This is a genomic window from Microvirga sp. CF3016, assembly GCF_036314085.1.
In the GTDB taxonomy this organism is placed as follows: Bacteria; Pseudomonadota; Alphaproteobacteria; order Rhizobiales; family Beijerinckiaceae; genus Microvirga.
Genome location: NZ_JAYGGM010000003.1, coordinates 80219 through 104250, shown reverse-complemented (window position 1 = coordinate 104250; position 24032 = coordinate 80219). Strand labels below are relative to the sequence as shown.

The 24032-nt window shown below is 65.0% G+C and carries 26 protein-coding genes; 12 read left to right on the top strand and 14 right to left on the bottom strand.

Features of this window, described 5'->3' with window-relative positions:
• Nucleotides 1–48: 48 nt before the first annotated feature.
• Nucleotides 49–1149: a histidinol-phosphate transaminase gene (gene hisC / locus VB672_RS05015; RefSeq protein ID WP_329783083.1), complete on the top strand. Its 1101-nt coding sequence runs from the start codon at nt 49–51 to the stop codon at nt 1147–1149.
• Complete coding sequence (locus tag VB672_RS05010; protein ID WP_329783082.1) at nt 1142–2092, top strand: prephenate/arogenate dehydrogenase family protein; 951 nt, start codon at nt 1142–1144, stop codon at nt 2090–2092. The genes hisC and VB672_RS05010 overlap by 8 nt, the downstream gene beginning before the upstream one ends.
• A 6-nt stretch (nt 2093–2098) precedes the next feature.
• Here the strand turns inward: VB672_RS05010 and VB672_RS05005 are convergent, their stop codons facing one another.
• Nucleotides 2099–3151, bottom strand: a complete 1053-nt coding sequence (locus VB672_RS05005) for a DUF2125 domain-containing protein (protein ID WP_329783081.1) — start codon at nt 3149–3151, stop codon at nt 2099–2101.
• A 73-nt stretch (nt 3152–3224) separates the two neighbouring features.
• Here VB672_RS05005 and VB672_RS05000 point away from each other — a divergent pair, with 73 nt between their 5' ends.
• The gene (locus VB672_RS05000; protein WP_329783080.1) at nt 3225–3761 is read left to right on the top strand and encodes a gamma-glutamylcyclotransferase; all 537 of its coding nucleotides are present in this window, start codon (nt 3225–3227) and stop codon (nt 3759–3761) included.
• On the opposite strand, the gene VB672_RS04995 is transcribed toward VB672_RS05000, so the two are convergent.
• The 5 genes from VB672_RS04995 to ftsE all read right to left on the bottom strand — a co-directional run bounded on the left by VB672_RS04995 (nt 3749) and on the right by ftsE (nt 7814).
• On the bottom strand, nt 3749–4108 hold the full coding sequence (locus VB672_RS04995) for a hypothetical protein (RefSeq protein WP_329783079.1): 360 nt from the start codon (nt 4106–4108) through the stop codon (nt 3749–3751). The genes VB672_RS05000 and VB672_RS04995 overlap by 13 nt on opposite strands.
• 215 nt (nt 4109–4323) lie before the next feature.
• Entirely contained in the window at nt 4324–5094 is a 771-nt protein-coding gene (locus VB672_RS04990) for a lysophospholipid acyltransferase family protein (RefSeq protein WP_329783078.1), read from the bottom strand.
• Between the two features lie 174 nt (nt 5095–5268).
• Nucleotides 5269–6048 (bottom strand): YdcF family protein, encoded by a 780-nt coding sequence (locus VB672_RS04985; RefSeq protein ID WP_329783077.1) that lies wholly within the window; start codon nt 6046–6048, stop codon nt 5269–5271.
• Nucleotides 6049–6117: 69 nt separating this feature from the next.
• The gene (locus tag VB672_RS04980) at nt 6118–7092 is read right to left on the bottom strand and encodes a cell division protein FtsX (RefSeq protein WP_329783076.1); all 975 of its coding nucleotides are present in this window, start codon (nt 7090–7092) and stop codon (nt 6118–6120) included.
• Nucleotides 7093–7097: 5 nt separating this feature from the next.
• Nucleotides 7098–7814, bottom strand: a complete 717-nt coding sequence (gene ftsE, locus VB672_RS04975) for a cell division ATP-binding protein FtsE (protein WP_329783075.1) — start codon at nt 7812–7814, stop codon at nt 7098–7100.
• 423 nt (nt 7815–8237) lie between these two features.
• On the opposite strand from ftsE, the gene hpt reads away from it, so the two are divergent.
• A complete protein-coding gene (hpt, locus tag VB672_RS04970) occupies nt 8238–8810 on the top strand; it encodes a hypoxanthine phosphoribosyltransferase (RefSeq protein WP_329783074.1) in 573 nt (190 codons plus the stop codon).
• Here hpt and VB672_RS04965 read toward each other — a convergent pair whose 3' ends face one another.
• Entirely contained in the window at nt 8811–9320 is a 510-nt protein-coding gene (locus VB672_RS04965) for a TspO/MBR family protein (protein WP_329783073.1), read from the bottom strand.
• 73 nt (nt 9321–9393) lie between these two features.
• Here VB672_RS04965 and VB672_RS04960 point away from each other — a divergent pair, with 73 nt between their 5' ends.
• On the top strand, nt 9394–10548 hold the full coding sequence (locus VB672_RS04960) for a trans-sulfuration enzyme family protein (protein WP_329783072.1): 1155 nt from the start codon (nt 9394–9396) through the stop codon (nt 10546–10548).
• A gap of 51 nt (nt 10549–10599) precedes the next feature.
• Here the strand turns inward: VB672_RS04960 and VB672_RS04955 are convergent, their stop codons facing one another.
• Nucleotides 10600–11145: an anthrone oxygenase family protein gene (locus VB672_RS04955; RefSeq protein WP_329783071.1), complete on the bottom strand. Its 546-nt coding sequence runs from the start codon at nt 11143–11145 to the stop codon at nt 10600–10602.
• A gap of 114 nt (nt 11146–11259) precedes the next feature.
• Here VB672_RS04955 and VB672_RS04950 point away from each other — a divergent pair, with 114 nt between their 5' ends.
• From VB672_RS04950 to VB672_RS04930, 5 genes are all read left to right on the top strand, one after another.
• The gene (locus tag VB672_RS04950; RefSeq protein ID WP_329783070.1) at nt 11260–11868 is read left to right on the top strand and encodes a TetR/AcrR family transcriptional regulator; all 609 of its coding nucleotides are present in this window, start codon (nt 11260–11262) and stop codon (nt 11866–11868) included.
• Between the two features lie 114 nt (nt 11869–11982).
• Nucleotides 11983–13926 carry a bifunctional 2',3'-cyclic-nucleotide 2'-phosphodiesterase/3'-nucleotidase gene (locus VB672_RS04945; protein ID WP_329783069.1) on the top strand — a complete coding sequence of 648 codons (1944 nt, stop codon included), beginning with the start codon at nt 11983–11985 and terminating at the stop codon, nt 13924–13926.
• 314 nt (nt 13927–14240) lie between these two features.
• Nucleotides 14241–14960, top strand: a complete 720-nt coding sequence (locus VB672_RS04940; protein WP_329783068.1) for a hypothetical protein — start codon at nt 14241–14243, stop codon at nt 14958–14960.
• Between the two features lie 376 nt (nt 14961–15336).
• Nucleotides 15337–15561 carry a hypothetical protein gene (locus tag VB672_RS04935; protein ID WP_329783067.1) on the top strand — a complete coding sequence of 75 codons (225 nt, stop codon included), beginning with the start codon at nt 15337–15339 and terminating at the stop codon, nt 15559–15561.
• Between the two features lie 527 nt (nt 15562–16088).
• The gene (locus tag VB672_RS04930; RefSeq protein WP_329783066.1) at nt 16089–16244 is read left to right on the top strand and encodes a hypothetical protein; all 156 of its coding nucleotides are present in this window, start codon (nt 16089–16091) and stop codon (nt 16242–16244) included.
• Between the two features lie 35 nt (nt 16245–16279).
• Here the strand turns inward: VB672_RS04930 and VB672_RS04925 are convergent, their stop codons facing one another.
• Nucleotides 16280–17170, bottom strand: a complete 891-nt coding sequence (locus tag VB672_RS04925) for a YihY/virulence factor BrkB family protein (RefSeq protein WP_329783065.1) — start codon at nt 17168–17170, stop codon at nt 16280–16282.
• Between the two features lie 222 nt (nt 17171–17392).
• Here VB672_RS04925 and VB672_RS04920 point away from each other — a divergent pair, with 222 nt between their 5' ends.
• Nucleotides 17393–18259 (top strand): DMT family transporter, encoded by an 867-nt coding sequence (locus VB672_RS04920; protein ID WP_329783064.1) that lies wholly within the window; start codon nt 17393–17395, stop codon nt 18257–18259.
• Between the two features lie 46 nt (nt 18260–18305).
• Here the strand turns inward: VB672_RS04920 and VB672_RS04915 are convergent, their stop codons facing one another.
• The 5 genes from VB672_RS04915 to VB672_RS04895 all read right to left on the bottom strand — a co-directional run bounded on the left by VB672_RS04915 (nt 18306) and on the right by VB672_RS04895 (nt 22700).
• On the bottom strand, nt 18306–18470 hold the full coding sequence (locus tag VB672_RS04915) for a hypothetical protein (RefSeq protein ID WP_329783063.1): 165 nt from the start codon (nt 18468–18470) through the stop codon (nt 18306–18308).
• 131 nt (nt 18471–18601) lie between these two features.
• Nucleotides 18602–19693 carry a TRAP transporter substrate-binding protein gene (locus VB672_RS04910; protein ID WP_329783062.1) on the bottom strand — a complete coding sequence of 364 codons (1092 nt, stop codon included), beginning with the start codon at nt 19691–19693 and terminating at the stop codon, nt 18602–18604.
• A 177-nt stretch (nt 19694–19870) separates the two neighbouring features.
• Nucleotides 19871–20485, bottom strand: a complete 615-nt coding sequence (locus tag VB672_RS04905; protein ID WP_329783061.1) for a hypothetical protein — start codon at nt 20483–20485, stop codon at nt 19871–19873.
• Nucleotides 20486–20600: 115 nt separating this feature from the next.
• Nucleotides 20601–21332 (bottom strand): DUF4142 domain-containing protein, encoded by a 732-nt coding sequence (locus VB672_RS04900; RefSeq protein ID WP_329783060.1) that lies wholly within the window; start codon nt 21330–21332, stop codon nt 20601–20603.
• Nucleotides 21333–21422: 90 nt separating this feature from the next.
• Nucleotides 21423–22700: a family 1 glycosylhydrolase gene (locus VB672_RS04895; RefSeq protein WP_329783059.1), complete on the bottom strand. Its 1278-nt coding sequence runs from the start codon at nt 22698–22700 to the stop codon at nt 21423–21425.
• A gap of 178 nt (nt 22701–22878) precedes the next feature.
• Here VB672_RS04895 and VB672_RS04890 point away from each other — a divergent pair, with 178 nt between their 5' ends.
• The gene (locus VB672_RS04890; protein WP_329783058.1) at nt 22879–23982 is read left to right on the top strand and encodes a S1C family serine protease; all 1104 of its coding nucleotides are present in this window, start codon (nt 22879–22881) and stop codon (nt 23980–23982) included.
• Nucleotides 23983–24032 lie beyond the last annotated feature (50 nt).

Here is a 24032-nt window from a genome sequence, read left to right as displayed (position 1 = left end):
AAGCTGCGCTAGAGCATCCGCCAACAGACCGATTGCTAGGAAGTGAAGATGTCCGCTCGTCCCCAGCCCCGTCCCGGCGTGATGCAGATCGACGCCTATGTGCCCGGCAAGAGCAAGGCCGCAGGGGTTTCCAAGGTCCACAAGCTCTCTTCGAACGAGACGCCGCTCGGCCCCTCGCCGAAGGCCCTGGAAGCGATCCGGGCTTTCGACCATCTCGAGCTCTACCCGGACGGCGCCTCCACCCGGCTGCGGGAGGCCATCGCGGCGCGATACGGGCTCGATCCGAACCGGATCATCTGCGGCGCGGGCTCGGACGAGCTGCTCGCGCTGATCACGAATGCCTATGTGGGGCCGGGCGACGAGGGCATCTTCACCGAGCACGGGTTCCTGGTGTACCGCATCGCGATCCTGGCGGCCGGCGGCACGCCCGTGGTGGCGCCGGAAAAGGACCTGCGCACGGATGTGGATGCGATCCTGAGCCGGGTGACGGACAGGACCAAGATCGTCTTCCTGGCCAATCCCAACAACCCGACGGGCACCTATATCCCGTTCGACGAGGTCAAGCGCCTGCACGCCGGGCTGCCGTCGCACGTGGTGCTGGTGCTCGACGCGGCCTATGCGGAATATGTCCGCCGCAACGACTACGAGTCGGGCCTCGAGCTTGTCGCCACGTCCGAGAACGTGGTGATGACCCGCACCTTCTCGAAGATCTATGGCCTCGCCAACCTGCGCCTCGGCTGGATGGTGGCGCCCGCCCACATCGTCGATGCGGTCAACCGCATCCGCGGACCGTTCAACGTCAGCGGCCCGGCCATGGCCGCCGGCATCGCGGCAATCCAGGACGAGGCCTATGTGGCGAAGGCGGTCGAGCACAATGAGCGCTGGCTCGCCTGGCTCACCCGCGAGATCGAGGCCCTGGGTCTGACGGTCACGCCGAGCGTCGGCAATTTCCTGCTGATCCACTTCCCGCAGGAGAAAGGCCGGACGGCGAAGGACGCCGACGCATTCCTGTCCGGCCGCGGCCTGATCCTGCGCCGGATCGAGGCTTACGGCCTGCCGCATGCCCTGCGCCTGACCGTGGGGGATGAAGAGGCGAACGGCCTCGTGGTGACGGCTCTGCGCGATTTTCTAGGCGGCAAACATGCCTGAGCGTCTCGGTCCCCCCCTTGAAGAGCCGCTCTTCGGGCGCGTCGCCCTCGTCGGTCTCGGGCTGATCGGCTCGTCGATCGCCCGCGCCAGCCGGCATCTCAACCTCGCGCGCACCATCGTGGCCATCGATGCGAGCGAGGCCGTGGTCGAGCGGGTGCGGGAACTCGGGATCGCCGACGAGGCGACCACCGATGCGGCGGCGGGCGTGCAGGATGCGGATCTCGTGATCCTGTGCGTGCCGGTCGGCGTCTGCGGCCAGGTGGCCGCGGCCATGAAGCCGGGCCTGAAGCCAGGCGCCATCGTGTCGGATGTGGGCTCGGTGAAGGCCTCCGTGATCGCGCAGGTGCAGCCGCATCTGCCGGACGGCGTCTCGTTCGTCCCGGCCCATCCGGTGGCGGGCACGGAGCATTCAGGGCCCGATGCCGGCTTTGCGACCCTCTTCCACAATCGCTGGTGCATTCTCACGCCGCCGGAGGGCACGGACGAGACGGCCGTCGCACGGGTGCGTGCCTTCTGGGAGGCCATGGGCTCCAATGTGGAGGTGATGAGCGCGCAGCATCATGACCTGGTGCTCGCCATCACCAGCCACGTGCCGCACCTGATCGCCTACAACATCGTCGGCACGGCGGCGGATCTGGAGACCGTCACCCAAGGAGAGGTCATCAAGTTCTCGGCCGGCGGCTTCCGCGACTTCACCCGCATCGCCGCCTCGGATCCGACCATGTGGCGCGACGTCTTCCTGCACAACCGGGAGGCCGTGCTGGAGATGCTGGGTCGCCTCAACGAGGACATCGCGCTCTTGGCCCGCGCCATCCGCTGGGGCGAGGGCGACAAGCTCTTCGACCTCTTCACCCGCACGCGGGCCATCCGCCGCGGCATCATCTCGTCGGGTCAGGAAACCCCGGAGCCGGATTTCGGCCGGCGGCGGGACGACAAGGCATAAGCGGGCTCAATAGAGCGGCTGCAGCCTCACGTTCGGGATCACGAAAGGTCCCACGGCCAGGAAGCCGTTCTCGAGCCGCAGCGGCGGCAGGGTTGCGAGCTGGGGCTTGGCATTGGGCTGAGCCGCATTGGCCCGCGGGCCCTGTCCGAGCAGCATGCCGAGAAGATTGCCGCCGATACGCCCGCCGGTCAGGTTGCCGAGAAGCCCGTCGAGGCCGGCGGCCGCGATGGTGAGCTGCCCCGTGGGCCGGTGCTGATCGTCGAGGCGCAGCTCCCCCTTGGTCTCGATCTGGCGCGCGCCCTTGGTGGCCGAAAGCATCAGGACATCGAGCTTGCCGCCGGCATTGCGCCAGAGCTCGAGCTCCTCGGCGATGGTACCGCCCTTGAAGCCGTCGGCCTGGGTCACGGTGATGTCTGCGTTCAGGTTGGTGGCCTCCTGGCCGCCGACCAGGGCATCGAGAATGGGGATGCGCGCCTCCGTCACCGAGGCGGCCACGTCGCCGGCGAGTTCGCCCCGCCGCGAGGGATTGGGGCGCACGTGAAGCTCCAGGTGCTTGCCCGATCCGGCGATCTCGCCGCCGCCGAGGCCGGTGACCGTCACCTGCGGGGCGTTGGCGGCGAGCGACAGGCGCTGCAGCCCGCTCTGCGAGGTATTGATGCTGGCCTGCAGGAGATCCCAGCGGCCGTTGACCGTCACGGTGCCGTCGCTCACCCGCAAGGGTCCGGCCATCTCCACGATGACCCGACGGGGCTGGTAGACCTGCGCGACGGCCTCGGTGCGCCCGAAGGAGGCCACGACGGCGCCCCGCTTCAGATCGAGACTGTTGCAGACGATCTCGATGCGGAACGGGTAGCCGACGATGGTGCGGTCGCCGCAGGTCCATTCCCGGCCCTTCCGCGCCTCCGCGGCGATCCAGCCGTCGAGCGCTTCCGCCGTGCGGCCGCGGATCACGAACCAGGCGACGCTCCAGGCGATGGCGAGGAGGAGCAGCAGCACGAAGGGCGTGTAGAGCCAGAAACGACTGCGGCGAACTTTCCCCGTCGGGGCGGCCTGATCCATGCGCGATCTCCTGTTGTGCTGATGCGTGGTTACTGGTAGCGCCCGAAGCAGGCAAGGTTCGGGCGCGGGTGACATGAAGGACCTCACGGAGGATTTATGGGTTTTCGGCTACGGCTCGCTCATGTGGCGGCCGGGCTTCCCCTTCGTCGAACGGGCCCATGCCCATCTCTACGGCTATCACCGGTCGCTTTGCGTCCTCTCCCATGTCCATCGCGGCACGCCGGAGCATCCGGGACTCGTCCTGGGGCTCGACCGGGGCGGGCGCTGCCATGGGGTGGCCTTCCGGGTCGCCTCCGAGGAAGCCGAGGCCACGATCCAGTACCTGCGTGAGCGCGAGCAGGTGACGTCGGTCTATCTGGAAAGATATTTGCCCGTGAGGCTCGCCGATGCGCGCCGGGTTCGCGCTCTTGGCTATGTGGTCGACCGAAACCACGGGCAATATGCGGGCCGCCTCTCCTTCGATGAGGTGATCCGGCTTGTGCGTCAGGGCGAGGGCATCTCCGGGCGCAATCCCGACTACGTGCGCTCCACCTACGAGCATCTCATCGGCATGCACGTGGTCGATCCCCTGCTGCACCGGATCGTCGACGCGCTCGATCAGGAATCCTGAGTCTCGTCCTCGCACAGATCCTCGAAGATCGCACGGCGGTCGTCCTCGGTCGCGGCGAGACGGTGGATGTGGAGTTCGGTGGCGCCCAGGTCCCGGACCTTGGCGAACCAGCGCATGCGGGTCTCCTCGCTCGGATCAGATGCCGCCATCGCGGCATCGATCACGATGCCATTGCCTGCCCGGTCCCGCTTCACGGCAAGGATCACAGCGTCGGTGACCTCGAGAAGCTCCGTCTCGTTCAGCGGATGCACGCCGACGATGTAGCGGCGTCCCGAACGGCCGCGCCAGGAGCTCAGGGTGGAAGAGGAGCGAAGCCCTGCGGTCGCCCGTAGCCTTTCCTCGCGCACGCCAGCCCTCCGCATTCGGTCGTTGCGGAGATCCCGCATAGCCGCATTCCAGGATATGGTTCGTTTGTTCGCCATATGTTCTTATATGTAAGAACGCGCGGGTGAGTCGTCAAGATTGCTGAAAGCTTGGCTGCGCTTAGGTTTGCGAGGTTTTGTGCGTTTCCGCACTCCTGCCGTCATACCGGCTTTGTGCCGGTAATCCCGACGGCGAGGCTTCACGAGACTTTGGACAGCGAGGCATCCGAGGCAGTGGCGGAACCCAGGCCCAGCTCTTTCCGGCCCTCTTCCAAAAGCCGGTTGGAGGCCGTCTCGATCCGCTCCTGCACCAGCTTGAAGAATTCCTCGCGCGGCAGCCCCGGAGCGATGGGATCCTGGACCTCGATCCGCACCGTGCCGGGACGGCGGATGAACTGGCGTCGCGGCCAGTACAGGCCCGAATTCATGCCGACCGGGATGCAGGGAAAGCCGAGATTCTGGTAGAGATGGGCGACGCCGTACTTGTATGCCGGGGGAGCGCCCGGCGGGCGGCGGGTACCCTCGGGAAAGATGATGATCTGGCGCCCGTGCTGGGCCTCGTCCTTGGCCCGCGCAGTCATCTGCACCAGGGCCAGCGACCCCGCCTTGCGGTCGACAGGCACGCAGCGCGCCTTCGCCAGATGCCAGCCGAAGAAGGGGATCCACATCAGCTCGCGTTTGAGGATGTAGGTCGGATCGTCCAGGATTGTCACGAGGGCGAAGGTCTCGAGGAACGACTGGTGCTTGGCCGCCACCAGGGCGCCGCCCGGGGGGATCTTCTCGCGCCCAGTGATTACGACCCTGGTCCCGGCAATGACGCGCAGAAGCCAGAGCGATGTCTTGCCCCAAGCCTTGACCAGTTCCATGAACACGCGGCGCGGCATCACGAGGCCTGGGACCAGGATGATCAGCCACAGGATCAGGTTGGCATAGAAGGCGACGTTGAACAGCAGGGAGCGGACGATCAGCATGGCTTCTTGAAAACGAAAAGCGGAGCATCGTGCTCCGCGGGCGGGGCACCTTAGCGCATTGTACAAAAAAGTGGACCCGGTTTTCCGCGTCCACCGATGCGCGACTCAGGTTGAGCATCGAACCCAAAAACGCCTTGCACTTCAGGGGTCGATGCTTGGGTTTTTCTCGGGGCCCTAGCGCCAGAGCGGCTCGGCGACGACCTGCGCCTTGATGGGCGCCCCGCCGCTGATGATGTTCGCCACCGAGGAGCGCTCCGGATCGCCCTCGAATCGGGTCCGAACCCAGACGGCCAGGAATTTCAGGTATTCGGTGAAGATCACCCGGGCCACGGCCGGATTGTGCCACCAATCATGCGGATCGATGGTGGCCGCGACCGGGTAGGGGATCTTCTGGAGGTTCGGTAGGGCGTGGTCGAGCTCCACCAGGGTGCGGGGCATGTGATAGTTCGAGGTCACCACGATGATGGCATCGAACCCGTTCGCCTCGGCCCAGCGTCGGGTCTCGATGGCGTTGCCGATGGTGTTGCGGGCCCGGTAGTCCAGGTCCACGCAGCAGTCGAACAGCCGCCGCTGCCCCGGATTGAGGCGGGCGATCTGGTCCCGGCTGGTGTTCTCGTTGACCCCTGAGATCAGGAGCCTCTTGGCATAGCCCTTGGCGAGCAGGTCGATGGCGTCGCCGATCCGCTGCGCACCGCCCGTCATGGCGACGATCCCGTCGGCACGCGTCTCGGGGGGCTGCTCGAACCGGTCGAGGTGATAGACGAAGCCTAGGAATCCGAGGAACCCGACGACCAGGGCCGCGATGCAGCTCCAGAACCCGACGGCCAGCAGGCGGCTCAGCAGGGAGCGCCGAACGGGGTGCTTAGCCGTTGGCGACATGGTCCAGCCCCAGCCCAAGGCCTCCGTGGAATCCATGGCGCCCGGCGCACTCCAACTCTGCGTTCGCGAGGTCATCTTGGATGACATTAATGGAGATTGCGGCAATGGAGAGGCAACCCGCTCTTTCCCTGTTAACTGTCAGCATCAACCATTTTCGTTAAGAAAGCGTCTTACGGTCAAGCGCGAGACGATGCCGGTGATGAGCGCGACGAGGAGCGCGATGAGGACCACCACCGCATAGCCGCTCCAGCTGATGGTGAAGGCGCCGAAGAGCGCCTCAAGCTGGTCGCCGGTCGGGCTCGCTCGCCAGGAGCGGGTGACGAAGCCCAGGATCAGGGTAAGGATCAGGGCGGCGGCGGCCCCGATGGCGCTGCCGCGCAACCCCAGGCGGAAGAAGCGGCGCTGGAACTCCCTGGCGATGAAATCGTCGTTCGCGCCGACGAAATGGAGCACCTCCACCACCTCCCGGTTCCCGGCCATGGCGCCCCTCGTGGCGAAGATCACGGCCAGGCCCGCGGCAACGAGCACGAGGGCCACGAGAAAGACCCCGACGCCGATGATCGTGTTGGCCATGGTCGAGAGCCGGGAGACCCAGAGGGCATGGTCGTCCAGAGTCGCGCCGGGCACATCGCGCTGCAGGGATTGCCTCAGGCTGCTGAAATCCGGTTTCGCGTCCTGACCGATCTTAATCACGATCAGGCGGGGAACCGGCAGGTCCTTGAAGTCGAGGCCGGTGCCGAGCCACGGCTCGAGGAGGCGCTCGGATTCCTCCTTCGAGAAGGCCTGAGCCTGCTCCACGCCGGGCGTCTGCCGGGCCAGCGCCACGGCGCGGTCCACGTCCTGGTCGATGGAGCGTTGCGGATTGGGTCGGATCTGGATCGTGACCTCGCGGGCAATCTCGGAGCGCCATTGGGCGGAGCTCGCAGAGACGAGTTCGGCGCCGCCGGCGCAGAGCGCTGCGAGGAAGGTCAGGATGGCGATGACGGCGGCGAGCGCCTGGCCGCCGGCCGAATCCACCGGCACGAGCGGGGCGTTCCGGCTCAAGGAGGCGGGCAGGGAGCGCTTCTGCCCGTCGGCAGCAGCGGCCTTCCTCGGGCGGGGGTGGGGCGCGGCGCTCATTCGGCTCACTCGTCGATATGCAGCCGGCCGTCGCCGAGCACGAGGCGGCGCACGTCGAGCTGATCCATGAGGCTGAAGTCGTGGGTCGCGATGACCACCGAAGTTCCGAGACGGTTGAGTTCGATGAAGAGGCGTAAGAGGCGGCGGGCGAGCGACGGGTCCACGTTGCCCGTGGGCTCGTCGGCGAGCAGCAGGTCCGGGCGCACGATCAGGGCGCGGGCGATGGCCGCGCGCTGCTTCTCGCCGCCGGAGAGCACGGGCGGCAGCATGTGCATGCGGTCGCCCAGGCCCACCCAGCGCAGCAGCTCGACCACCTCCGCCCGGTAGCTCGATTCCTCCTTGCCCTGCACCTTGAGCGGCAGGGCCACGTTCTCATAGGTGGTCAGGTGGTCGAGGAGACGGAAATCCTGGAACACCACCCCCATGCGGCGGCGCAAGCCGGTGAGCTCGTCCTTGGAGATCCGGGACACGTCCTCGCCGAACAGCGAGATCAGGCCGCGGGTCGGCTTCACAGACATGAGAATGAGGCGCAGCAGCGTGGTCTTGCCGGCGCCCGATGGGCCGGTGAGGAACTGGAAGGAATTGGGCTCGATGGAGAACGTCAGGTCGCGCAGGACCTCGGGCCCCATGCCGTAGCGCACGCCCACATTCTCGAAATGCACGGTCGGAGCCGCGCTCTCGTCGTCCTCGTGGTGAAACGCCCTCACGCGTGCTCTAGCCATCCTTGGAGGTTGTCCGGTTCTTGTGGCGGACGAAGACCGCGATTCGCCTTCTTATCGCCCGGGCATGGTTAGCAAGCCATAAACTTGCAGGGCCAGGACGGAAAGCGAGCGTTTCGCGGGACATTGCCGCAGGAGAACATGACCCTCCACGTCATCACCGGCCTTGAGCCGGTGATCCCGATTGTTTGAGGGCAGCGCCTTTCTGATCGAGATGGCCGGCACGAGGCCGGCCATGACGGGGAGGAGATCCACTTACATGCACTATGGCTATGGATTTCCCTCCGCTGCGCTCCGGCCGGGAATGGCGCAGATCCCTGCCGATCACCTGCAAAAACCACCAACTCCGTTTGACATCCCGGCGCAAGCATGGTCGTGAAGAGGTGAGCCTGACAGGCCTCTGACTTCTTTGCTGGATTGATGACGATGAGCACTGCCCCCCGGATCCGGGTTCTCTTCGACGAAGACACGATCGCCAAGCGCAACGAGGCGCTGGCCCAGGAGATCGCGGCCGCCAAGCCGCAGAACCTTCTCGTCGTCGCCGTGCTCAAAGGCAGCTTCATGTTCGCCGCGGACCTAATCCGCGCCCTCCACCGCACCGGCCTTACGCCGCAGGTCGAGTTCGTGCATCTGTCGAGCTATCTCGACGGCACGGTCTCCACCGGCAACGTGACGATCCTGCGTGACGTGGAAAGCGACGTGCGCGGCCGCGACGTGCTGCTCGTGGACGATATTCTGGAGTCGGGCCGCACGGTCACCTTTGCCAAGGACCTGCTGATGGCCCGCGGCGCCAAGAGCGTGAAGACCGCGGTGCTGCTGGAAAAGCCGGGTAAGCGCGCCGTGCAGATCCATCCGGACTACGTGGGCTTCACCTGCCCGGACGTGTTCGTGGTCGGCTACGGCATGGACGTGGCCCATTCCTACCGCCAGCTGCCCTTCGTGGGCGTGGTCGACCATCTCGACAACAGCCCGGACCTGTTCGACAAGCCGGGGTCGTGATCACCCGTTGAGGCGCCAGATCGTCCCGTTGAGCAAGGTCGCATAAGCGACCCAGGCGAGATAGGGGACGAGCAGGAGGCCGGCCGTGCGGTCGAGCCGCCAAAAGGCCCGGATGGTCGCAATGATCGCCACGATCAGGGCCGCGATGACCACGAGGCCCGCCAGCGGGCTCTGGCCGCCGAAGAAGGCGAAGGACCACATGCCGTTCAGGACGAGTTGCGCGAAGAACGCCACGATGGCCGCCGCTCGGCCGGGCCGGTTCTCCGGCAGGGCGAGAATGCGCCACAGCGCATAGGCCATCATGGCGTAGAGCAGCGTCCAGGCGACCGGGAAGGCCCAATTCGGCGGCGTGAAGCCCGGCTTCTGGAGGCCCGCATACCAGGTCGGGATGTTCAGCTGGGTGATGAGGCTTGCCGACATGGCCACTGCGACCACCGGCACGACGGCCACCAGGAAGCGCGGCAGCCGCGGCATTGCATGGCTGCCCGGCGCAGTTTGGTCTGTATGCATGCTCGAAATCCCTCTATGAGGTGCGCATCATTGTCCTACGTGACGCAACCTGTCACGCTTGCGGAGGTTCCCCATGTCGTCATCGCGTTCCCCGTGGTCGAAGCGCAGCCTGACCGCTCAGGCCATGGGCCATGTGGATCCGATCACGAAGGCGATCGTGCCGCCAATCCATGTGACGACCACCTATATCCGCGATGAGGACAACGCCTATTCTTCCGGCTTCGTCTACGGCCGGCCCGACAACGCCACTGTCCGCGAGGCGGAGGAGGTTCTGGCCATGCTGGAGGAAGCCGAGGCGGGCGCGCTTCTGTTCTCGTCCGGCATGGCGGCGGCGACGGCCGTGTTCCAGGCGCTCGATCCGGGCGATCACATCGTGGCCTCCAAGGTCATGTACTGGGCCCTGCGCAACTGGCTCATGACGGAGGCCGTGCGCTGGGGGCTCAAAGTCGACTTCGTGGAGACCGACAACCTCGATGCCATGCGCGAGGCCGTGAAGCCGGGCCAGACCAAGCTGGTCTGGATCGAGACGCCTTCGAACCCGCTCTGGACCATCACCGACATCGCGGCTGCCGCCGAGATCGCTCATGCGGCCGGCGCCCGGCTCGCTGTCGATTCCACCACCGCCTCGCCGATCCACACAAGGCCGCTGACGCTCGGCGCCGACATCGTCATGCATGCGGCCACCAAGGTGCTGAACGGCCATTCCGACGTGGTGGCGGGCGCCCTCGCGGGCGCCAAGGCCGACGCTTTCTGGGCCAGGGTCGCGTCCATTCGCAAGATGCAGGGCGCGATCCTCGGGCCGTTCGAGGCCTATCTCCTCATGCGCGGCATGCGCACGCTCCACGTCCGGGCCTCCGCGCAGGCAAAAAGTGCTCTCGATCTGGCACAGCGCTTTTCCGCTCACCCGAAAGTGGCCCGTGTGCTCTATCCCGGCCTGCCGCAGCATCCAGGCCATGACATCGCCGCCCGACAGATGGAAAACGGCTTCGGCTACATGCTCTCGATCCAGGTCTCGGAGGGCGAAGCCGCTGCGATCCGCACAGCCGCACGGGTGGGCTTATGGAAGCGGGCCACCTCCCTTGGCGGCGTCGAGAGCCTGATCGAGCACCGGGCCTCCATCGAAGGCCCCGGTACCCCGTGCCCGCCGGATCTCCTGCGCCTCTCCACCGGCATCGAGGATGTTGAGGATCTCTATCGCGATCTTGATGAGGCGCTGCGAGCTGATTAGGCAAAGAGACGATCTCCTGCGCAATGAAGCGTGTGCAGGAGATCGCAGCTCTTAACCTCTGGCCCGGGCGACGAAGAGCGCAAGCCCGACGAGCAGAAGCGCCAGCAGGCTGAAAACCGTGCGCAGCGTGTTCCACCTGGTCCAGGGACCGGCATACTCAGCCCAGAGCCGCGCGGCTTCGGGCAGGCTCTCCGGCACCGTAACCCGAGCCAAGGCCTCGTTCATTGGAACGTTGATGAACAGCGTCGGCAAAAAGGCTCCTGCGACATAGACGAGCGCTGCACCTGCCATGATCCAGGAGGCCGCCCTGCGCCCGAGACAGGCGAACAGCAGGGCCGTCACGAGGGCCATCACCGGTGTGCCGAAGAAGGCGGGCGCAAAGGCCATGTTGCGGACCGTGGCATTGATGCCTTGCATGGCGGCAACCGCATGGCGCGGATCGATCGCTTCCAGGCCGAACATCACCGAACAGGCATAGGCATAGAAGAACCCGGCGATGCTGCCGGAGAGACCGAGGGTCACGGTGGCTGAGAGAGCCGTCAAAGCGGGAACGACCGGGATGGTTGAGGGGGCATTCTCTTGGCCGAGCGTGATCATTAGTTTCGCTCCAATGCGTAGAGTACCGTACGGTACGCATTATCAGTACCGTATGGTACTCCGTTGATCAAGGTGCTATGAGGAATTCTGTCAGATCAGGTGCGAGATCGGGTGATGGCGGACAGGCGGCAGGCAATTCTCGAAGCGGCCCTCTCGCTCCTGGAGCGCGGTGGTCTGCAAGCTCTGACGACGGCGGCGCTCGCCCGCGAGGCGAAATGCTCGAAGGAGACGATCTACCTTCTGTTCAAGGATCGCGACGACATTCTCGGAACTCTCGTGGCCGAGCAATCCGCCCGCCTCAACGGCATGCTGGAGGGCATCGACGGAGACGACCCCCTCGACGCTCTCACGGAGGCCGGAGCCCGCCTGCTGGATCTCCTGACCTCCGATGCTTCCCTCGCCATCAACCGGGCGGCCTTGGGCGATCCCACGGGCTCGCTCAGCCGCATCCTCATCGAGGCCGGCCGCAACAGGACGGCCCCCCTTTTCATCCGCCTGCTCGAACAGGCAAGGCTGCACGGCAGGATCGGTTTCACGGATGGGCCGGAGGCGTTTCGAACCTTCTATGGGCTCCTGATCGCCGACCGGCAGATCACGGCCCTGCATCGGGTCGAAGGCGCCCGCCCTCAGCCGGACGAGCGCCGGATTCTGGCCGAGCGAGCCGTTCATGGACTGGCGGTGCTGCTCCCGCCACAGCCCGTTGGCCGCATCAGAACGCTGTGAGACAAAGCCGCCTCGGCTGCTTTTAGCCAGCTATCTTGATCCTGTCACAAAACCTGTGCTTCTCTCGGCTAGAGGCGAATGCATTTCGCAAAAACGACAAGTCGAGGGAAGACCATGACCCATCCCATGAACCGCCGCCGCGTCCTGCAGACCGGCGTGGCTGCTGCCGCCATTGCCGGAATGCCCCGGTTCGCCTTCGCGGCCGGTCCGGTGGTGAAGCTCCGCATCCTGGAGACCACCGACCTTCACGTGAACATCTTCCCTTACGACTATTATCGCGATGCGGCCGACGACACCGTGGGTCTTGCGCGCACCGCGACGCTCGTGAAGGGTGCCAAAGCCGAAGCCAAGAACAGCCTGCTCTTCGACAACGGCGACCTGATCCAGGGTTCGCCGCTCGGTGATTTCATCGCCTATCGCCGCGGCATGAAGGCCGGCGAGATGCATCCCATGGTCGCGGCCATGAACGAGCTCAATTACGATTGCGGCACGCTCGGCAATCACGAGTTCAACTATGGCCTCGAGTTTCTGCAGAACTCCCTCGGCGCCGCGAAATTCCCGCTGGTCTGCGCCAATGTCATCAAGGCGAACGGCGAGACCCTGCAGAAGCCGTGGATCGTGCTCGACCGCGAGTTCACCGATGAATCCGGCGCGAAGCAGAAGCTGAAGGTGGGCGTGATCGGCTTCGTGCCGCCGCAGATCGTGCAGTGGGACAAGTCCCATCTCGACGGCAAGGCCACCACCATCGACATTGTCGATGCGGCGAACAAGCATGTGCCCGATCTCAAGAAGGCCGGCGCCGACATCGTCGTGGCGCTCTGCCATTCCGGCATCGCCGGCGGCGAGCGCAAGGGCGGCGAGGAGAATGCGGCGCTGCATCTGGCGAAGGTCGACGGCATCGACGTGATTCTCACCGGTCACCAGCACTTCGTGTTCCCAGGCGGCAAGGAGTTCAATAACATTCCCGGCGTCGACGCGAAGGCCGGCACCCTGCACGGCAAGCCCGCCGTCATGGCCGGGTTCTGGGGCAGCCATCTCGGTCTCGTCGATCTCGAACTGACGAAGGACGGCAATGCCTGGAAGGTTGCGAACTTCCGCACCGAGGCGCGTCCGATCTACGACCGCGTCGACCGCAAGATCGTCGCGAAGGTCGATTCCGACGCGGCCGTGATGGCGGCAGCGCAAGCGGGCCATGACGCGACCCTGAAATACGTGCGCGAGCCCGTCGGCACGACGGCGGTTCCGATCCACTCGTACTATTCGCTCGTGTCGGACGACGCTTCCGTGAAGCTCGTGGCCGAGGCGCAGGCCTGGTACGTGGCGGATCAGCTCAAGGCCTCGCCTTTCAGGGACCTGCCGATCCTCTCGGCGGCGGCGCCCTTCAAGGCCGGCGGCCGCGGCGGTCCGAACTACTTCACCGAGATCAAGCCGGGCCCGCTTGCCATCAAGGACATGGCGGACATCTACATCTATCCGAACACGATCCGCGTGGTGAAGATCACGGGCGCCCAGGTGCGCGAGTGGTTGGAACGCTCGGCCGGCATCTACAACCAGATCGATCCGGCCAAGGGTGGAGAGCAGGAACTGATCAACCAAAAGTTCCCGGCCTACAACTTCGACGTGATCGCCGGCGTGCAGTACAAGATCGATCCGACGCAAGGATCGCGCTACGATGACAACGGCAAGGTCGTGAACGCCGATGCTCGCCGCATCAAGGATCTGACCTACAACGGCAAGCCCGTGGCGGACGATCAGCAGTTCCTCGTGGTGACGAACAACTACCGCGCAGGCGGTGGCGGCAATTTCCCCGGGGCGGACGGCACCACCATCGTGTTCGAAGCGCCGGATCTCACCCGCGACGCCATCATGCGCTACATCATCGAGAAGAAGGAAGTAGCCCCCAAGGCGGACGGCTCCTGGTCGCTCGCGGCGCCGGCTGGGGTCACCATGACCTTTACCACGGGTCCGAACGCCGCCAACTACCAGCCGGCCGGCATCAAGGTCGAGAAGATGGGCGATGCGCCGGAAGGCTTCGTGAAGTACCGCATCGTGAGCTGATCGTTCACGCAAGCGAGGTGCGAGGCGGCCGGGCAAGAGCCCGGCCGTTTTGCTTTGGCAGATCCACGAACATGCAGGCCATCACGGGGATGTGACCGGCCATGCGTCGTTTCGGCCAGCGATGGGAAAGTAGCGTTTTCCCGTGTCATCTGGCTGATCCTGTTGTCGAAAGCCGCCATAGCCCTGCCGAGGATGTGAAGGCTAAGAGGTCACTCTTCCGGGAGATAGAGGCGCCATTTACCCTGCATTAACCGGCGGCACTTCGAATGCCGGCTCCGCTGTGTTTCGATCTTTGTCTTGTTCCGATTGTTTCGATGATTGTGCTTCTCTACAGATTGGCCTCCTTTCTTCTTTTATCGATTGCGATGGCGACGACGGCCGTTGCCAACGAGGACGAGATCTGGAGCGAAAACATCACGTCGACCTGGTTGGATGATCATGTGGCGGCCAAACGTTCGGTGCTCCCCCGTCCGTCGCCGCGTCTGAGCCGCACGCAGGTCTGGGCGAACGGGATTGCCCGCACGGACATGCAGGCCTTCCTGCCGACGGATTTCGACCGCGCGGTCGGGGCCAAGATGCAGCCGTTCCAGGACTATAATTTCCTGATCGGAACCGAACTGATCCGGAGCGGCGGCGAGGCGAGCGGTCTGTCGTCCAAGGCGAGTTGGGAGGCGTTCCTGAAGCGCGATTGGGAGCGCCTCGGCGTCACAGTCGGACTGTCGACGGCAGGCTTCCTCGACAGTATGCAGAACGGCTATTCGCAAACACTCAGCGGCACCCTGGACATTCCGTTCGACTTCTCTCTCCAGGCCTGGAGCACGGAACTGCGGCTATCCCCCAGCATGAATCTGGATGGTCTGAGCGGAGACATCAGCTCCGGCCTCCTGTCGGAGATCGTCGGCCGGATCAGGCTGACCTCCCCTGCGGATCGCTTCCGGTCGGACCTTAATGTCAGGCTCGGCTACGGCATCGCACCCAGGACGCGGCCCGTGGCCTCCGCGACACTCGAGCTGCGCATCGCGCCCAATCTCTGACAGCAGGATGCCTGCGTAAGATCAGGCATTCCCGTTGACATTGCGACCTCGCGTCTCGTCTCCTGGGCCGACAATGTCACACGATTGAGATCATCCGACGCTATCGGCGCCGCATGAAGAACAGTTTCAGCAACGATGCTTTTGACGAGCGCCTGGACGCGGAAGATTGTTCCCTTCACTGCCCGGGCTGGTTTCATCTCTTCCTGGCCGGCCTGGGAGTGCTCGGCCTGATCGGTTATGGAATCTTGGGATAGGGGCATTGATCTGTATCCCCGGCCACAGACCCGTCGGCCGCAAAGACAGCGCAAAGCCGGTCATTCTGAACCTGACGCACCCTTGGCCGTTTCGCTGCTGGTACGCGTGAGAGGAGAGAATCGTGGGACAGCTGACCTTCGACGGCCGTGGGCCTTACAATCTGCCCGATGCAACCCATGCCGATGCGCAGAAGGACGATGACGGGTTCATGCTGTCGTTCCGCCTGTGGAAATCGGAGCAGGAATGGACCCTGGTGCGGATTCACGTGAGCCATGAGGAGGCCGACAAGCTCGTCCGGCAGATCGGGGATGCCCGCACGCGTTCGGACGGCTCAACGATCATCTAGGCCCGATATCTGCCGTCCGTCAGCGATTGCCGGATTCGATCTTCGACCTCTCAAAAGCCGTAATGTCGTTCTAGGTCGAAGGCATCAGCAGCTCGTTCAATCGGCTGCTGTCCTTTTAGGCGCAATCCTGCCCTCGAAGCATACTTGATTTCGAGGTGACCCATGAAACCGCAATTGCAGTCGACACACGGCTACCAGGCTCTTGTCGTCAACCGCGCGACAGGGGACTTGGCGACCCATCATCTGAACAGCGAAGATCACGAGCTTGCCCATGAATGGGCCCGTTGCCTGGCTCAGTCATGTAGAGTGGAGTTGTGGCATAATGCGCAGCTTGTCGGATCGTTTCCGCCCATGGCGAAGCGGACGGGGCAGCAGTTCGGCTAGTGCGTTCCCCCTTTCAGCCTGTGTGCTCTTACAATTGACTCGTCGCGCCTGTATGCTTGATCGATCAGTGGTTCCCTAGTCGGCCGCTGCCCTTTTGGGCGCATGAGGCGTCTCGAAGCTTTCCGGGCTTTGGAGAATGACGCATGCCAGTGGATCTGCCCCCGAACAAGAAGCCTGCTCTGTCCACGGAAGCGACGTTCAGTCTGCTGCTCGACCGGTCTTTGAACTGGCTTGCGGTGATCGTCGTGATCGGCCTGCTCCTGTGGGCTTACGAGCTGGGCCTCATGCCCCTGAGCTAGCGCATCGGACAATGTGCTAGCTCAGAAATCCACCCTCAAGGCAGCGGGATCAGATCGCTCATGGTCTCCGGCTTCGGCTCCTTGCCGAGGCGTCGGCGCTTGGCCAGGATGATAGTGCCGTTGAGCTCACCGCCGAAGAGGAAGATGGCCCCGAGCGTGTAGAGGAAGATCAGGGCCACCATGGCGGTGGCGAGGCCCCCATAGGTCGACGCATAGGCGCCGGGATAGAATTCGAGATACCAGCTGAAGGCGAAGCCGCCGAGAAGCCACAGGGCCAGCGTCACGCCCACGCCCGGCAGCACGGCGCGGAAGCGGCGGCGGCCTGCAGGCACGAGCTTGTGGGCGAGAAGCAGGCCCGCCACGATCACGATGGTCGCCACCCCGACCCGCAGGAAAGCGATCAATCCGTCGAAGGGTTTCAAGGCCGGTACCCAGGAGAGCACGATGCGCCAGACGAAGGGGCCGAGCACGACGAGCAGTGCCAGGGCGAGCAGCATCATGGCACCGGCGATCACGAAGGCGATGGATTCGAGGCGGGTGAGCCACCAGGCGCGGGTTTCGCGCACGCCATAGGCGCGGTTGAGACCGACCCTGAGGCTCTCCACGCCGCTCGATGCGAAATAGAGCGCGAGCACGAGGCCCAGGGTCACCACGTCGCTGCGCTTGACCGAGAGGATGTTGTGCACTTCGCCGGCGATCGGTCCTGCGACTTCCTGCGGCCAGGCCTCGAGGATGATATCCGCCACCTCGTCCGCAAGCGTCCCGGTTCCGAACAGGCTCGCCATTGCGGTGACCAGGATCAGGAACGGAAACAGCGAGGTCAGGACCGAGAGGGCGATATGGCTCGCGATCGCCCAGGCATCGTGCAGCACGAAGCGGGTGGAGGCGATGGCGACGAGTTCGAGCCAGAGGCGAAGGCGGTTCAAAAGACGGGTCTCCAGGAGGCTGGAGATGGTGCGACGAAAGCCAAGGGCAAGGAAACGACGCGGACGGGGCCGACACCGTGTTTAAGGCATTGAGATCGCGTGCGCACTTTTCTCTGCTCCTGCCGGTCGACTTTTAGACGAGGGAGTGCGGATCGACAAAGGTCGAGGTTCGGGCCTACAAGCCGTTGATCCGTTTCCCGTCTCCATCCTTCGTTCACGGCCATGAACCCGACCCTCTTCGCCCGCCTTGCGCCGCCGCTCTTCGTGTTCATCTGGGCGACAGGGTTCATCGTGGCGCGATTCGTGGCTCCCTATGCGGAGCCGCTGACCTTCCTGCTCGTCCGCTATGTGCTGGCGACCCTCGTCCTGGCCGGCATCGTCGCTGCCGCTCGGGTGTCCTGGCCCCGCACGTGGCATGACTGGCGCAACAGCCTGATCGCGGGCGTCCTCCTGCACGGGCTCTACCTGGGCGGCGTCTTCTGGTCGGTGAAGCATGGGCTGCCGGCCGGGATCTCCGCCCTGGTCGCCGGCCTCCAGCCGTTGGCCACCGGGCTTCTGGCCGGGCCTCTCCTGGGCGAGCGGGTTTCACCCCGGCGCTGGGCCGGGATCGGCATCGGCTTCATGGGTGCAGCCCTGGTGGTCGCCCCCAAGCTGGGAGACGGCGGCGTGCCGCCCCTGGCGCTCGGGATCTGCATGCTCGGGATGCTCTCCATCACCTTCGGGACGATCTGGCAGAAGCGCACCGGCAGCAGCCTCGATCTGCGGGTCAATGCGGCGATCCAGTATATCGGCGCGGCGGCCGTCACCCTGCCCCTCGTGCTCCTGACCGAGGAAGGGCACATGGACCTGACCCTGCCGCTTCTGGGCGCCATGGCCTGGGCCGTGCTCGGGCTGTCCATCGGCGCCATCGGGCTGCTGCTCTTCCTGATCCGTCAGGGCGCCGTGGTGGGCGTGGCGACGCTGCTCTATCTCGTGCCGCCGGTCGCGGCCCTGATGGCCTTCGCGCTTTTCGGCGAGACCTTGAGCCTGATCCAGCTTGCCGGCATGGGCCTCGCCGCCCTGGGCGTCGCCGTAGCCAGCCGGAGCTGAAACGCAAGAAGCCCCGGAGCGCGCTCCGGGGCTTCTTGCGTTCGAATCACTTCGTGATCTTCACGGACACCGGATCGCTGGCCGGGAACGTCTCTTCCACGCCCTCATCGAGCAGCTCGTCCTGATGCTTCTTCTTGCTGTCGGATGCCTTGTCGTCCTTGCGCTCGGGCTTGTCCTTCGCGCCGTCCTGATCACGTTTCTGGTCCGTCATCGCCTGTCTCCATCCTTGGGCCGGGGCTTCCATTTGACAGGACAACGCATCAGGCCAAGCTTCGATCCGTTTTCGCACGGCCATAAACAAAAACGGCGCCTCGCGGCGCCGTTTCTGACTCTCAGGAAGGCTCAGCGCGGCTGGCCCTGCTGCTGGTTGACGAAATAGTCGAAGGGCAGTTCGGCGATGCGGAACCAGGTGAGCTCCTTCTCGCGGAAGGCGTTCCAGGAATCGAACACTTTCTTGAACTTGGCGTTCGAGGCCGCGATCTCGCCGTAGAGCTTGTAGGCTTCCTTGTAGCTCTGCTCCATCACGTCGCGCGGGAAGGGACGCAGCTGCACGCCCTGGCCCACGAGGCGCCGAATCGCATCGGCGTTCTGCGCATCGTATTTGGCCACGCACATGGCATTGGCTTCCGCGCAGGCCGCTTCGAGAATCGCCTTGTAGTTGGAAGGAAGCTCATTCCACTTGTTCATGTTCACGTAGAGCGAAGGCTGCGCGCCGCCCTCCCAGAAACCCGGATAGTAGTAGTACTGGGCGACCTTCACGAAGCCGAGCTTCTCGTCGTCATGCGGGCCGGAGAACTCGACCGCATCGAGGGTGCCGCGCTCGAGCGCCGGGTAGATGTCGCCCGCGGCGAGCACCTGGGGCACCACGCCGAGCTTCTGCATGATCTGGCCGCCCATGCCGGCGATGCGCATCTTGAGGCCCTGCAGATCTGCGATGGACTTGATCTCCTTGCGAAACCAGCCGCCCATCTGGGCGCCCGTCTGGCCGGCTGGGATCGGGTAGACGTTGTAATCCTTCATGAACTCGCGCACGAGGTCGAGGCCGCCCCCGTAATGCATCCAGGCATTGTGCTGGCGCACGTTCATGCCCCACGGGACGGAGGTCTCGAACATGAAGGTCGGGTCCTTGCCGATGAAGAAGCTCGACAGGGTGTAGGAGCATTCGACAGCGCCGTTCTGGGTGGCATCGAGGGTCTGGAGTGCGCCGACGATCTCGCCCGCGGCGAAGGTCTGAAGCTGGAACTTGTTGTCGGTTGCCGCAGCCACGCGCTTGGCGATCATCTCGCCCGCACCGAAGAGCGTATCGAGGCTTTTCGGATAGGCAGAGGCCATGCGCCAGCGGATCTCCGGCTGCGCTTGTGCGATGGCCGGGGAGGCCACAGCGCCTGCCGCAGCTGCCAAGCCGGCACCCTTGAGAACTTTTCTTCTGTCCATGAACGTTTCCTCGACCGATTTATGTCGTCACTGCCGGTTCGGCTGAACAATCCATAAAGCCGGAGGAGGGCGGCTGTCACTCCACCTTCCGTCGAGACGTGCATGCAGCAGGCGAGGGCGCGCTATGCAGTGGTGTCATTCCGGGTGGCGACAACCACCCGGAATGACGAACGCTGGTCAGCGCTCTTCGTTGCCGCCCTTCGACAACGGGCGCTGCTGCTGGCCGCTATGGGCGCGGGCGGAGCGCTTCGGCGGCTTCTCGTCTCCGGTGGAAGAGGTCGAGCGTCCGCCGGACTGACTGGCCGTAGGATGACCGCGCACCAGGGTGCCCTTGGGCACGTCCACCGCATTACCGGGTGCTGGCACCCGGGCCCGTGAGGTAGCGCCGCCGCTCATGCCGGCGGGACCTGTCGTACCCTCGGTCCGCGCGGGGCGGGGAGCAGGGCTCTTCGCCGCGGTCGTGTTCACGCTCTCGGCGATCTCCTCGTTCGACATCTGGAAGCCGGCATCGTCGTCTTCCTCTTCCGGCACCTCCTTGAAAGAGTGGATGCCAGCCTTCGAGCCGCTCGTCGGACGATTGTCGTCCACGTGGTCGATGTCGAGATCCGGGTCGAGCTTCTTCGAGGCTCCCATGATGCCGGTGGCTTTCGCGGCCGCGCGCTTGGTGTTGCCGACATCGTTGCGCTGGGTCGGGCCTGCGACGAAATCATCGCCGGTCTCTTCCTGGGTGACTTCGTTCAGCACTTCGTCGACAGGTGGTTCCGGGGGGCGGCCACGTTTGTCTTGCGCCATGGGCTATTCCTCTTCTTGGGTTTCGAGCAGACGGCGTGTCTGCGACCTGCAAAGGCAACGTCCTGTCGAAGCAGGGTGTTCCGGCCCCGGATCCGTGAAAACGGGGCGGATTCCCTTATTTGCCAAGCTCTTTCTGGATGTCCTGCAGCATCGTCAGGTGCTCCTTGATCTGTCCGCTGGCCAGACGCGCCATGTTCGTCGTCTCACGATTGCCGGAGCCCTGCTTGAGATAGTTCTCCTGGAGCTTCAGCAATTCCTGATGGCCCTGGATCTGCAGGGCAACGTAGTCCCTGTCGAAGGCGGCTCCCGGCTGCGCCTTGGAGAGCCGCTCCATGGCCTGCGAGTCCTTCTGCGGCAGTTCGGGCGCGGTCGCGGCGGATTGCTGCGCACCCTGCGTGGTGGAGGCCGTCGCGTTCGGATCGGCGAAGGAGTGCATAATGTCGGTGAGGAGGTTCTGCTCGCCGATCTCGAATTCCGCGAACTGCTTCACGCGCGGGTTCTGCGCCTTGCTGAGAGCGAAGTTGGATTGCTGCAGCGAGACCGTGCTCAGCGCCAGCGCCTGTTGGACATAGTGCCGGTCGGCCTGCGATTGCTGCTGGCCCATGGCGGCCGGTGCGCTGCTGGCTTGGCCTTGGCGAGCGGGCGTCTGCGTGTCCTGCGGGGCGCCGCCCTGCTGGGTGCGCTGTTGGCGCTCCTGTGCATTCTGGCCGAGCGCCGGATCGGTGCGTGTCTCGGCGGGCTGCGGCGTGGTGGAATAAGGAATCGCCTGGTTCTGCTGCACCTGCTGGGCGAAGGCGGGAAGGCTGACGGCGGCCACGAGGCCGGCGATCACGAGACGGCGCGACATGAAGAACTCTCCTGCAATCGGAATTGTGAGGCGAACGCTTGCCGCGAGGTTTTTGTTCAGAGAGCCGATGCGGCCGGAAGCCTTGCGAGATCAGCACCAATCCTTGTCGGACGTCATCTGCATCTCGTCGGCCGCGCGCTTGATGTCGGACAGATCGACAGGATCGCTGAAGGGATCCTCATCGAGTTCCGTCACCCGGTTCAGGCGCTTCTGCCAGCGCCGCAGCTCGTCGATATAGGGTTGGAACGGCACCCGCTTCAGGCGTCCATTGTCCTCGACTAGGTCGCACAAGCCGTTGTGCAGCCATTCGCCGGTGTGCCAGTCGGGCATGTCGACGGCGGGAAAGAGGCACACGCCGTGCAGATCGATGCCCTTGCGCACTGCCGCCAGCGATTCCTCGACGATGTCGCAGAGCCAGTCCGGGCGGCCTTCGCGCAGGCCGCTCGTTTCGCCCACGATCATCGGACGGCGGTAGCGCTCCCAGGCATAGGTGAGGAGGTCTCCGAGCGGCCGGATGCGCTCGTCATGGGGCTCCAGCGACGCGTGCGGCCCATTCTCGCGATACTCCATCTGGCCGAACGAGTAGCAATTGACCCCCACGATATCGAGCACCTCCGGCGAGCCGCCGAGTTCCGGGTGCCGGCGTCCGGCGATCACGTCCCAGGCGTAGAAGGTATCCGTATAGGTTTCGTGCTCGGCCTCATCCTTCAGGTCGGGTCGATCCCGCGGCGCGACGACGAGGATGAGCGGATCGATATGCACCATGCGGGCTTGCGGGTCGATTTCGCGAATGGCTTTCACCGCCGCGATGTCGGCCCGGCACAGGGCCACGCGCAGCTTCTGCCGCAACGCGTCTGTCTTGCCGAAGGGCGCCGTCCAGCCCCACTCGCCGCCCATGAAGGCAAAGAAGGTGATCTCGTTGATGGGGGTGAAGAAGTGCGGGCCGCGGATGCGGGGCGTCACGTATTCGGCCGCAGCCCTGGCATAGGCGGCGAACCGGTCCACGAACTCGGGCGCGAAGGGATCGAGATCGTCGGGATAGCCGTAATGGCACAGGTCCCAGATCGGCAGGATCTGGTGGCGGTTCATGGCCGCGATGAAAGGATCGAGACCGGAGAAGTCGTAAGCGCCGCCCCTGTCCACGAAGGGCCAGGGAATGCCCTGGCGGGCGACCGCGATGCCGAGCGAGCGCAGGAAGGCATAATCCTCCTCCACATGCTCCCGATGCTGCGTCTCCGCAACGAGGTCGCGCCGGCCCTGGTCCTTCCAGATAAAAGTGGAGCATTCGAAGCCCGACAGGAAGAAGGTCGGGAAGATGCCCGCGTGAAAAGGGGTGTGGGTCGCATGTCCCGGCGGCGAATCGTGCAAGGTGCATCTCCTCCAAACCGTGGCCGGGGACTTGTCTTTCCCGCGACAAGCTCAACCATCCATCGCCAGGACAAGCGCATCGGGGACGCGGGGTTCCTCGCAAGGGTCGCGCGGCATGCGATGAACTTCATGCAAGCGTGTCCGTTGTGAGACTGCGCGATCCCGGACAGGAGGCACGATGCAGGAGCGGACAACACGAATCATCATGCTGGCCGTTGCGGTGCTGCTCGCGCTCGTCGTGCTTCAGCCCTACGTGAGCGGCTATCTCTTCTCGGCCCGGGAGCCGCGGCCTGTCGCGGCGCGCGGGGACCTCTCGGATTTCGAGCAGTCGACGATCCGCGTCTTCGAGAATGTGGCGCCCTCCGTCGTCCAGGTGGTGGCCTTGCAGGGACGCGGGCGCACGGGCGGGGAGCCGGCCGGGTCCGGCACGGGGTTCATCTGGGACGCGGCGGGCCATGTGGTGACAAACAACCACGTGGTGGAGAACGGCTCCTCCTTCGTGGTGCGCCTGGCCTCCGGAGAGGTGCTTCCGGCCGAAGTCGTCGGCCGAGCGCCGAACTACGATCTCGCCGTGCTGCGGGTCCAGCGCCGGGGTGGATTGCCCGCGCCGGTCCCGGTGGGACGCTCGGCCGATCTGAAGGTGGGCCAGACGGCCTATGCGATCGGCAACCCGTTCGGCCTCGACCAGTCGCTCACCACCGGCATCATCAGTGCCTTGAAGCGACGCCTGCCCACCAGCGGCGGACGGGAGGTCGCCGACGTGATCCAGACCGACGCGGCGATCAACCCGGGCAATTCCGGCGGGCCTCTGCTCGATTCCGCCGGGCGGCTCATCGGCGTCAACACGGCGATCTTCTCGCCCTCCGGCACCAATGCGGGCATCGGCTTCGCCATTCCCGTCGACGTGGTCAACCGGGTGGTGCCGGAGCTGATCCGCACCGGCCGCGTGCCGACGCCGGGCATCGGGATCCTGGCCAGCGACGAGACGCTCGCGGCCCAGCTCGGCGTCAACGGGGTGATCGTGGCGGGCGTGGTGCCGGGCTCGCCGGCAGATCAGGCCGGGCTGCGCGGCGTCGATCCGCGGGCCGGCATCATCGGGGACATCATCGTCGGCGTCGAGGACGCACCGGTGCGGCATCTGCCCGACCTGACGGACAGGCTCGAGCAGACAGGCGTCGGCAATACGATCAGCCTGAAAGTCCTGCGGGACAACCAGACGCGAACCATCGAGGTCCGTATTGTCGATGTGGGCGAGCAGGGGCCGCCGAGCCGCAGACCGTAAGTGAGGTACAACCTTGTCCATAAGGGTTTTGTTTCCGGAGGCCGAAACTT

What these genes read in the sequence shown, in the direction of transcription:
- hisC (WP_329783083.1), top strand. Translation starts at nt 49, where the DNA reads ATGTCCGCTCGTCCCCAGCCCCGTCCCGGCGTGATGCAGATCGACGCC.
- VB672_RS05010 (WP_329783082.1), top strand. Translation starts at nt 1,142, where the DNA reads ATGCCTGAGCGTCTCGGTCCCCCCCTTGAAGAGCCGCTCTTCGGGCGC.
- VB672_RS05005 (WP_329783081.1), bottom strand. Translation starts at nt 3,151, where the DNA reads ATGGATCAGGCCGCCCCGACGGGGAAAGTTCGCCGCAGTCGTTTCTGG.
- VB672_RS05000 (WP_329783080.1), top strand. Translation starts at nt 3,225, where the DNA reads ATGAAGGACCTCACGGAGGATTTATGGGTTTTCGGCTACGGCTCGCTC.
- VB672_RS04990 (WP_329783078.1), bottom strand. Translation starts at nt 5,094, where the DNA reads ATGCTGATCGTCCGCTCCCTGCTGTTCAACGTCGCCTTCTATGCCAAC.
- VB672_RS04985 (WP_329783077.1), bottom strand. Translation starts at nt 6,048, where the DNA reads ATGACCTCGCGAACGCAGAGTTGGAGTGCGCCGGGCGCCATGGATTCC.
- VB672_RS04980 (WP_329783076.1), bottom strand. Translation starts at nt 7,092, where the DNA reads ATGAGCGCCGCGCCCCACCCCCGCCCGAGGAAGGCCGCTGCTGCCGAC.
- ftsE (WP_329783075.1), bottom strand. Translation starts at nt 7,814, where the DNA reads ATGGCTAGAGCACGCGTGAGGGCGTTTCACCACGAGGACGACGAGAGC.
- hpt (WP_329783074.1), top strand. Translation starts at nt 8,238, where the DNA reads ATGAGCACTGCCCCCCGGATCCGGGTTCTCTTCGACGAAGACACGATC.
- VB672_RS04965 (WP_329783073.1), bottom strand. Translation starts at nt 9,320, where the DNA reads ATGCATACAGACCAAACTGCGCCGGGCAGCCATGCAATGCCGCGGCTG.
- VB672_RS04960 (WP_329783072.1), top strand. Translation starts at nt 9,394, where the DNA reads ATGTCGTCATCGCGTTCCCCGTGGTCGAAGCGCAGCCTGACCGCTCAG.
- VB672_RS04955 (WP_329783071.1), bottom strand. Translation starts at nt 11,145, where the DNA reads ATGATCACGCTCGGCCAAGAGAATGCCCCCTCAACCATCCCGGTCGTT.
- VB672_RS04950 (WP_329783070.1), top strand. Translation starts at nt 11,260, where the DNA reads ATGGCGGACAGGCGGCAGGCAATTCTCGAAGCGGCCCTCTCGCTCCTG.
- VB672_RS04945 (WP_329783069.1), top strand. Translation starts at nt 11,983, where the DNA reads ATGACCCATCCCATGAACCGCCGCCGCGTCCTGCAGACCGGCGTGGCT.
- VB672_RS04940 (WP_329783068.1), top strand. Translation starts at nt 14,241, where the DNA reads ATGATTGTGCTTCTCTACAGATTGGCCTCCTTTCTTCTTTTATCGATT.
- VB672_RS04930 (WP_329783066.1), top strand. Translation starts at nt 16,089, where the DNA reads ATGCCAGTGGATCTGCCCCCGAACAAGAAGCCTGCTCTGTCCACGGAA.
- VB672_RS04920 (WP_329783064.1), top strand. Translation starts at nt 17,393, where the DNA reads ATGAACCCGACCCTCTTCGCCCGCCTTGCGCCGCCGCTCTTCGTGTTC.
- VB672_RS04915 (WP_329783063.1), bottom strand. Translation starts at nt 18,470, where the DNA reads ATGACGGACCAGAAACGTGATCAGGACGGCGCGAAGGACAAGCCCGAG.
- VB672_RS04910 (WP_329783062.1), bottom strand. Translation starts at nt 19,693, where the DNA reads ATGGACAGAAGAAAAGTTCTCAAGGGTGCCGGCTTGGCAGCTGCGGCA.
- VB672_RS04905 (WP_329783061.1), bottom strand. Translation starts at nt 20,485, where the DNA reads ATGGCGCAAGACAAACGTGGCCGCCCCCCGGAACCACCTGTCGACGAA.
- VB672_RS04900 (WP_329783060.1), bottom strand. Translation starts at nt 21,332, where the DNA reads ATGTCGCGCCGTCTCGTGATCGCCGGCCTCGTGGCCGCCGTCAGCCTT.
- VB672_RS04890 (WP_329783058.1), top strand. Translation starts at nt 22,879, where the DNA reads ATGCAGGAGCGGACAACACGAATCATCATGCTGGCCGTTGCGGTGCTG.